Raw genomic sequence first — 8,886 nt, 5'->3', positions numbered from 1 at the left:
ATCATCAAACACATTTCTTCTGTATTTCACGACCAACACAAGGTGATAATATAACAAGAATACTGAATGGTTATTACTATCTAATTTCATTTATATACCAACCTTTATAATTTATAAGACTGATTATATCAGAGGCAAAATAAAAAGGAAAACCTTTTGGCTACGCCCTTCACACGCTTGAGGAAGGAGAATTCTTTCCGGAAATTCGTTAAATTAATACTTTAATTTAATACGTAACGGGGTTGCAAATGTGTCAATATTACAGTGTTCTCTTTAACACGTTTTCAAAGGTTTAAAACTCTTCTTAAACAATTATTAAGAAGAGTTTTTTAGATAAAAGTTATAAAGAATTAGTTTTAATTAACTAAGAAATTATGCAAAAAGAGTATTTGTCTGTACATTTGTTATATGCTCGGCTAATACAGTAGCTTGTGCGTGGAGGGGGGCTGGAAATCCTAATGTAATACCATTGTGTTCAGTGCATTCACCAATTGCATAAATTAATTTATCATTTGTTTGCATATACTTATTAACAACTATGCCACGTTTAACATATAAGCCAGCTTTTTTTGCTAAATGTGTATTAGGTCGCCTACCAATAGGTATTACAATTAAATCGTATTTTTTAATAGTGCCATCTTCGAATTGGATCCCCTCTGCATAGTCTGTACCTAGGATTTTAACCGTGTTTTTTTCCATGAGAAATTGAATCCCTTTTGCTTTTAGCTTGTTACATAGTGATGAACAATTTAATATATCTTGTTTTGCCATTAAGTGTGAACTGAAATGAACTACGTGGACGTCTATTCCAAAATCAAATAATTTTTGTGCAATTTTTAGACCGAGCAGGCCATTGCCAATAATAATAGCTTTCTTTGCATGCTTCTTAATATTTAATAGAAATTGGATTTCTTCAGTTGTTCTAAGTTTATTTACTCCAAATAATTGCAGTCCCTTAACTGGAAAAATAAAAGCAGTAGATCCTGTTGCAATGATGAGTTTATCGTAGAAAACAATACGGCGTTTATCTGTAACAATGACCTCGTCCTCACGATCAATTTCTATTACTTTTTCGTTTGTAAAAAGCTTAATATTATGTTGTTTGTACCAATTATATTGCTTTTGTATTCTATTTTTTATATCTAAATTTAAAGAAATAGTGTTTATTTGATTGTAGAGAGGATAGAGTTCATCACTGAAAATAGAAATGCTATACATATTAGGATTTTGTATTAAAATCTGTTCAATACAACGTAAACTAGATATACTATTACCGATTATTACTAAGCGTTTTCGCTTTCTCATATCAATTTCCCCTTTTAATTGTGAAGTATTGAGCAATGATGTCCGTTCATATTATACCAATTTTAAAAACAGAGTGCTTGATATGTAGTTTATTTTAAAATATGTCACAAATTATCTTTATTCGGGTATTGGGATACAAATTGGATTCCAATAAATTCATAGGTTAGAGCCAGATTTTTAATCTATATTGAATAGGTATATTCGTGTATTATGCAACTTCTAGGATTTAGTGAATATAGCAGATTGCACATCATTTGAATCATTTCGTAAAGTGAGTGTGTTTGTTTTGTGAAATGTTGAACAAAATCTTGAAAGTGAATATTGAAACATGTAGTTTATTCTTAGGATTATTTATAATAACCATGAACTAAAGGAGTGTGTAATTTTATGTTAGAACAAGGGATAGCTGATGCTATAAAACTTGCACAAAAGAAGAAACAAATATTAGATATAAACCCAATACAATATTTTGTTCGTGCATTACTAGCCGGAATCTATATTGGATTTATTATAGTATTATGTTTTAAATTAGGGGATTTTTTTCACGTTGTAAATTCACCTGCAACTTATTTAAGTGCTTCTTTATTTTTTGGAATTGCACTTATATTAATAATATATGGTGGAGCGGAATTATTTACTGGGAATACAATGTATTTTACAATTTCGACCTTACGAAAAAAAACAACGGTCTTAGATACTTGTCGTAACTGGGGTGCTTGTTTTTTAGGTAATCTGGTAGGTGCTATATTTTTTGCGTTATTATTTTATGGTACTGGTATTTTTGATCAAATTGAATATGAACATTTGATAAGTAATGTTGTTGAAGTAAAAATGAATACTCCGACAATACAACTATTTTTCAAAGCTATTTTATGTAATTGGCTTGTTTGTCTAGCATGTTTCCTTCCTTCTCAAGTAAAAGGGGATACAGCAAAAATAATTGTTATGATGTTATTGGTTTTTACATTCTTTTTATCTGGATATGAACATAGCATTGCAAATTTATCGCTATTTGCAATCTCCCTGGTATCGCCACATCCCAATACAATTTCTTTTAGTGGGGCTATTTATAATTTAATTCCAGTTACAATTGGAAATATTATTGGTGGATCTGTATTTGTTGGCATGGTATATCATTATATAACCCAAAACAACCCTACCCCTGAAGAGAAGGGCGATTTAGTTGAATCTCAATGTGAGGAAAACATCCCATTACAAACACAAATAAAAATTTAAGCTACTAATATAATCATTTTCGTATAAAAATAACATAATTATTTTGAATGTTATTTTTATATCAGTTGGCTTAATTAGCTGGAAATACCGTTTTAATAATTCTTTTAAATATATTTTTTTCTTTTATAAAATATATTATTTGTTTTTGTTAGACAAATAAGGGAAGGGAAATATACAAAAAACATTCACAACTTATGAGACTTAAATTTGTTAATATAAAATGCAAGATCACATGTCGAATTTATTACAGAAAACTCTAAAAAATTAGTGGGAGGTTTATTAGAAAATGAATTTTGAAAAAGTTTGTTTGGTATAGAAGTGCTTTTAGGGGGTTATTGCTAAAATAGGTGAGATAACCTTCGATATACAAAATTAAAATTTGCAGTAATTAGATTTGAATGAAGATAATATAAGCATGAATGTCATTATGAGAAGTGATAATCAGTTAATGAATCTTAATAAAAATGTAAGCGTTAACAATTTTATTTAACTAGATGTATAAACTAGATTTTTCACAGAATATCAATGAATCTTTGGAATGTAGATAAAGAAAAATTATCTTATCTAGTGAAGCTATACATAATATTTTTTTGAGTTAAATAAAAAATAAAGTTGGAGCAATATTTGCTGGAAATACATATGAAAAGGAATTTAAGTTTAACTATTTGGTATTGAGCATTAATTTATTTCGAGTTCATTATTTGTTTATTCAAAATCAATTAAATCTCTTTTTATTAGAATAACAACAATGCACAAAAACATAACATAAATAGTGAGGGATCTATAAATGAATAAAAATATTAATCGTGTAGTTTTAATTGGTACAGGGGCCGTAGGGTGTAGTTATGCATATTGTATGATTAATCAGGGGTTGGCAGAAGAATTCGTTCTTGTAGATGTAAATGAAGCAAGAGCAGAAGGAGAAGCAATGGATTTAAGTCACGCAATTCCTTTTTCACCATCACCAACAAAAGTATGGAAGGGTAGCTGTGAGGACTGTAAAGATGCACAAATTGTTGTAATAACAGCCGGATTGCCACAGAGACCAGGTGAAACACGTTTAGACTTAGTTGAAAAAAATACTAAGATTTTTAAAGAAATTATACGCAATGTCATGTCAAGCGGATTCGATGGTATTTTCTTAATTGCAACAAATCCAGTGGACATTTTAACATATGTAACTTGGAAAGAATCTGGGTTGCCGAAAGAACGCGTAATTGGTTCAGGTACAACACTTGATTCTGCACGTTTCCGTTACATGTTAGGAGAATATTTTGAGATCGATCCTCATAATGTTCATGCTTATATAATTGGTGAACATGGTGATACGGAGCTTCCGGTTTGGAGTCATGTGTCAGTTGGCGTTCAAAAGCTACAAACCATTTTAGAAAATAAAAGTCAGTATAATCAAAGTGACTTAGACGAAATTTTTGTTCGTTCACGTGATGCGGCCTATCATATAATTGAACGTAAGGGAGCGACCTGTTATGGAATTGGAATGTCTTTATTACGTATAACAAAGGCAATTCTACATCATGAAAATAGTGTATTAACAGTATCTGCATACCTTGAAAATGAATATGGTCATAATGATGTATATATAGGAGTTCCTGCTGTTATTAATCGCGAAGGTATTCGAGAAATTATAGAAATTGAGTTAAATGCGGAAGAAAAGTTTAACTTTAATCATTCTGTACATACATTAAAAGATACCATGTTACCAATACTATAAGATGAATTTATCGTATAAAATTATGTCGAATATATAAATACTTAGCAATAGTTTAAAGGGACCTAATCTAATATACTCTGAAAGCAAATAGTATAGAAAAAATGTTTGTTTAAATAGAAATAAAGTACTTTCATCTTGTAAAGAATCATTTTATAAACATTATTAAGAAATTAAGATTCTGTACGAAATTAGTTCATAACATATCAAGATTGAACATTTTTAGAAGCGACATAATTATTTATAGCTAAATATGTTATGATTTTCACAAAAGGTTGATACCTTTTGTGCATAGTTTCCTTTAAGTCACTAAAGACAGATATATTTGATTAAATAAAAAGCACTTTTTTAGAAGTTTAAGGAAGTGCCTTTTTATTTGTTAATAAACATTAGAAATCTATTAAATTACATACATTTATGGAAGAGAGTGATTTCTATGTGCATCTGGCTATCGTTTAATTACATTCTTATTGGACGTTTATAAAACAAGGAGCATACAGTAGGAAATGTGAAAATTAGGGGGATAATAGAGCATACAAAGTTGGTAATAAACCTTAGGGAAAGGAGGGAACGAGATGATAAATTTCTTTGAAGAAAAATATACAAATTTAGAATTTAAAAGAGAACTAATAAATATTATAAGTAAAATCAGCGAATATAAAGGAGCAATATCAGCATATCAAACTCAAAAACCAGAGATATTTAATCTTTTGGAAAAGAATATATCACTGCAATATATTAAAACTTTTCCTAATATATATGAAAAGTTTACATTCTCAAATAAACAGTTAAAAAAATTAGTTGTTCATCATGCTAGCCCTCAAACATTGGAAGAGGACGCTTTATTTTGTTATTGCAAAACATTAGAACTTGTGCAAAAAGAAAACCACAAATTACCTATTAAACCGCAAACAATTCAAGAATTGCACTTCCAATTAATGAATTATTCAACTTCTGAAAGTGGTAATTGGAGAAAAAGCGAACTTGTATTATCTTCTATTTCAAAGTTAAAAGATCAATTTAAATTACGTACAGTTGTTTTATATGATATGGTTCCGCAATATTTGTATCATCTATGCGAACAATATAATGCATTAAGGGCTAAAGGGAATTTTCATCCGCTCCTACTAATTCCTCAATTTATCTTAAATTTCCTATGTATTTATCCATTTAATAAAGGGAATGGCAAGTTAGCAAAAATATTAATTCAATGGTTATTAATTGAAAGTGGATTTACATTTGTAAAATATACATGTATAGATAAATATTTCAAAAAATATGAATCAGATTATTATGATGCTCTGTATAAATCTGCAGCTTACTGGTATCAAGGCGATCATAATGTAGTTTTCTGGATGAAAATTTTTTTGGATATTGTTTTAGTTGCATATAAAGAATTAAATTATGTAATAAAAAATTGTATTAGCACTCATACTAAAAGAAAAAGAATTGAAAAATACATAGACAGACAAGATAATCCTTTTACTAAAGAAAATATTCGAAACATGTATCCAGACATAAGTGAAAGTACTATAAATAAAACATTACACGCTTTAAATTCACAGGGATATATTAAATTAGTTTCTAAAGGTAGAAATGCAACATGGATAAAGCGTAAATTAACTTAGGGTAAAAAACTAGAACACTGGCAAATAATAAACAAGGAGAACCCAAAAAGGGTTCTCCTTGTTTATTATTTGTTAGACTAATGTATCTTTTAGAAGGATAAAGAAGTAAAATAGACTATTTATTAATTGCAATCTAATCATAAAAATTTGTATCACATCTCTAAGAAAGACTGGTCTACTCGTTATGATTTTCTAAACCAAATTGTCCCTTTTTACGCATAGTGTAATAAATAGGGAGGCCGAGTGCAGTTAGGCCTATTCCACATAAAGCTAGCAGAGGTTGAGTGAATAAGGTATTAATAACAATGAACAATCCGCCAATAATAGCAACTAATGGTATAAAAGGATACAATGGAACTTTATAAGGTCGCACAAGTTCGGGTTCCCTTTTTCGTAAGATGAATACAGCAAGGAATGTCATTGTGTAGAATATCCATATTACAAATACCAACATATCAGTAAGAGTATTGAATCCGCCGACGGCCATCATAATAATTGAAATAAATAGCATAAATAGACCAGAATTATAAGGGACCCGACTATTTTTAGATAGTGTAGCAAACCATTTACTAAATGGTAGTTTGTTCTCAATAGCCATGGCATAAGGAATTCGCATTCCTGTCATAATATAACCATTAATCGTTCCAAATACGGAAATTAAAATGCCAATGGTAACTAGTTTTCCTCCCATAGCTCCAAAAAGAATTGTAGCTACTTGAGAAGCGGGTGTATCAGTACCTGCGAGCGATGTTGCAGACATGACCATTAGAAACGCGACATTAATTAATAAATAAACAACCATTACTGTTGATAATCCTAATACGATTGCTTTAGGCAAGTCTTTTTTAGGGTTTTTCATTTCTCCAGCAATATTCCCTACATGAATCCATCCATCATAGGCGAACATTGTTGCGAGTAAACCAGATCCAAGGGCAGATATCATAGATTTGTTCGGCCCTGCCTCAATTGGAAAAAGCTGAAAAGTAACGTCACTTTTGTGTAGTAATCCAAAAATAATAATCAATGCTAATGGAACCAATTTGCATATAGTCGAAGCCATTTGGATTCCACCGGCTGCTTTAGCTCCTAAAAAGTTCATAAGAGTTACAAATGTTGCTGTGATAATTGCAATTGCGATAATTAACATTTTGTGTTCATTAACATTTAGTCCAAATAAACTAACCGTTTGTGTCCCGAAAATAATAGCAAGAGCTGCAATATTTGCAGGGAAGTATATGACAGTTTGTGCCCAGCCAAGCAAGAAAGCAGTTAAGTTTCCATAAGTCCTCTTTAAATATGCCATCATTCCCCCCGTTTCAGGAATAGCGGCAGATAGTTCAGCAGCAGTTAGTCCTGCGCAAACGGTTAAGATACCACCAATTACCCATGCAAGTAATCCTAGGCTAGCTGTTCCTGTTACACCATATAATGCAGTGGGCTTGAAAAATACTCCGGCGCCGATAACGGTACCAATAACTGTGGTTAATGCTGCAAAGAAACCAATATCCTTTTTTAGTTGTTGTTGTGACAAAATAATCACTCCCAATTAGAAAAATATATAAATTCTCTTATGAATTCTTTATCTTGTTTGTTAAATTATTTGATAGTATATCCTGTATCCATACAAATAGCCGCCCCTCATCCTTACCATCTAGAGAATTTGAATAGATTTCAGATACTAAATAAAAAGGAAATTAAACGTACAAGTAAAGAAAGTTTAATTTCGCTTCAAATTATGTGAAAATCTTCACATAATTTGAGGTGAGTAAAATTCCATGAATTATACATTAAAAGAAATCCTTTAATTTAACCCGAAACATGAAGTTAATAACGAGATTTCTGTTATATGAATAATAAGAATAGATGAGGTATTTTAATATTGTGATATAATAAAATAATAAATTGAAATTCAAAAGAGAAGATATATTCTTGTGAAGAATATCACAAAGCATTGAGGGATTCAATCATATTTTCGATATAAAATATAGAAAATCAACTAAATAAAACATTTTGTGAAATGTTTCACAAAATTATTGACCTGTTATTTTTATTAATGGTATCTTGTAGGTGCAATCCAATGTTATAAATTAAATTATATTCGAAAAATATTTTAAGGATGAATATTTTGAATCTTATATTTATCTGACAATAATTAATTTAATTTATAACTCACTCTAAAAAAGGATGTGTAGATATGAAAATTGGTGTAGTGAAAGAGATAAAAAAAGGGGAAGCTCGTGTAGGGATGACTCCAGAAAATGTTCAAAAATTAGTTTCAGCTGGAAATGAAGTTTTAGTACAAAAAGATGCTGGATTAGGTTCTGGTTATACAAATGATGAATATATAAATGCAGGAGCAAGCATAGTAAATCAAGGCCAGGCATGGGATGTTGATATGGTAGTAAAGGTAAAAGAACCACTACCTGCAGAATACCATTACTTTAAAAAGGATCTAATTGTATGGGGCTTTTTACATCTGGCTGCGTCGAAAGAGTGTGTAGAAGCGATGAGAAAAGCTGGAACTACTGCGATTGCTGGTGAAACTATTAGTGAGGATGGAAATTTAGCATTATTAAAACCTATGAGTGCAATTGCTGGAAGACGTGCGGTATTTATGGGAGCATATTATTTAGAGAAACAACATCAAGGAGAAGGGATTTTATTATCAGGTATTGAGGGAATCCCAGCCGGAAAAGTTGTAATCCTAGGTGGAGGGAATGCTGCAACTAATGCCTGTGATATGGCAATTGGAATTGGATGTAGTGTTACAATCCTAGAGGTTAATCAAGAAAGAATTGCATATTTAAGAAAGCAATACGCAACAGAAGAAGTAAATATAATTGAATCTAATACTGAAAATCTAGAGCGAACGATTAAAGAAGCAGATTTATTTATTTCAACAATTTTAATACCAGGATCTCGCCCTCCTAAAATTGTTAAAGAGTATATGGTTCAATCTATGAAGCCAGGAAGTGTCATTGTGGATAT

The 8,886-nt window shown here is 30.5% G+C and carries 6 protein-coding genes and 1 pseudogene; 4 read left to right on the top strand and 3 right to left on the bottom strand.

The genetic code is table 11. The features are described from left to right. Together ACTJJY_RS31465 and ACTJJY_RS31460 are read right to left on the bottom strand one after the other, a co-directional pair. Positions 1-90, bottom strand: a pseudogene (locus tag ACTJJY_RS31465) (IS200/IS605 family transposase); the annotation flags it as partial. A 282-nt stretch (positions 91-372) separates the two neighbouring features. After that, entirely contained in the window at positions 373-1,305 is a 933-nt protein-coding gene (locus ACTJJY_RS31460) for an FAD-dependent oxidoreductase (protein ID WP_440607411.1), read from the bottom strand. 387 nt (positions 1,306-1,692) lie between these two features. Between ACTJJY_RS31460 and ACTJJY_RS31455 the strand changes: the two genes are divergently transcribed. From ACTJJY_RS31455 to ACTJJY_RS31445, 3 genes are all read left to right on the top strand, one after another. Then, entirely contained in the window at positions 1,693-2,541 is an 849-nt protein-coding gene (locus ACTJJY_RS31455; protein WP_016083475.1) for a formate/nitrite transporter family protein, read from the top strand. Between the two features lie 787 nt (positions 2,542-3,328). After that, the gene (locus tag ACTJJY_RS31450) at positions 3,329-4,273 is read left to right on the top strand and encodes an L-lactate dehydrogenase (protein WP_065705998.1); all 945 of its coding nucleotides are present in this window, start codon (positions 3,329-3,331) and stop codon (positions 4,271-4,273) included. 572 nt (positions 4,274-4,845) lie between these two features. Continuing rightward, positions 4,846-5,898: a Fic family protein gene (locus ACTJJY_RS31445; RefSeq protein WP_440607410.1), complete on the top strand. Its 1,053-nt coding sequence runs from the start codon at positions 4,846-4,848 to the stop codon at positions 5,896-5,898. 175 nt (positions 5,899-6,073) lie between these two features. On the opposite strand, the gene ACTJJY_RS31440 is transcribed toward ACTJJY_RS31445, so the two are convergent. Beyond that, the gene (locus ACTJJY_RS31440; protein ID WP_000082761.1) at positions 6,074-7,429 is read right to left on the bottom strand and encodes an APC family permease; all 1,356 of its coding nucleotides are present in this window, start codon (positions 7,427-7,429) and stop codon (positions 6,074-6,076) included. A 663-nt stretch (positions 7,430-8,092) separates the two neighbouring features. Here ACTJJY_RS31440 and ACTJJY_RS31435 point away from each other — a divergent pair. Next, on the top strand, positions 8,093-8,886 hold a 794-nt coding region (locus tag ACTJJY_RS31435), incomplete at its 3' end, for an alanine dehydrogenase (protein ID WP_440607409.1).

This window comes from Bacillus sp. 22475 (assembly GCF_052044835.1).
GTDB lineage: Bacteria > Bacillota > Bacilli > Bacillales > Bacillaceae_G > Bacillus_A > Bacillus_A cereus.
The sequence above is the reverse complement of the archived record's forward strand: the minus strand, read 5'-3'. Positions and strand labels throughout refer to the sequence as shown.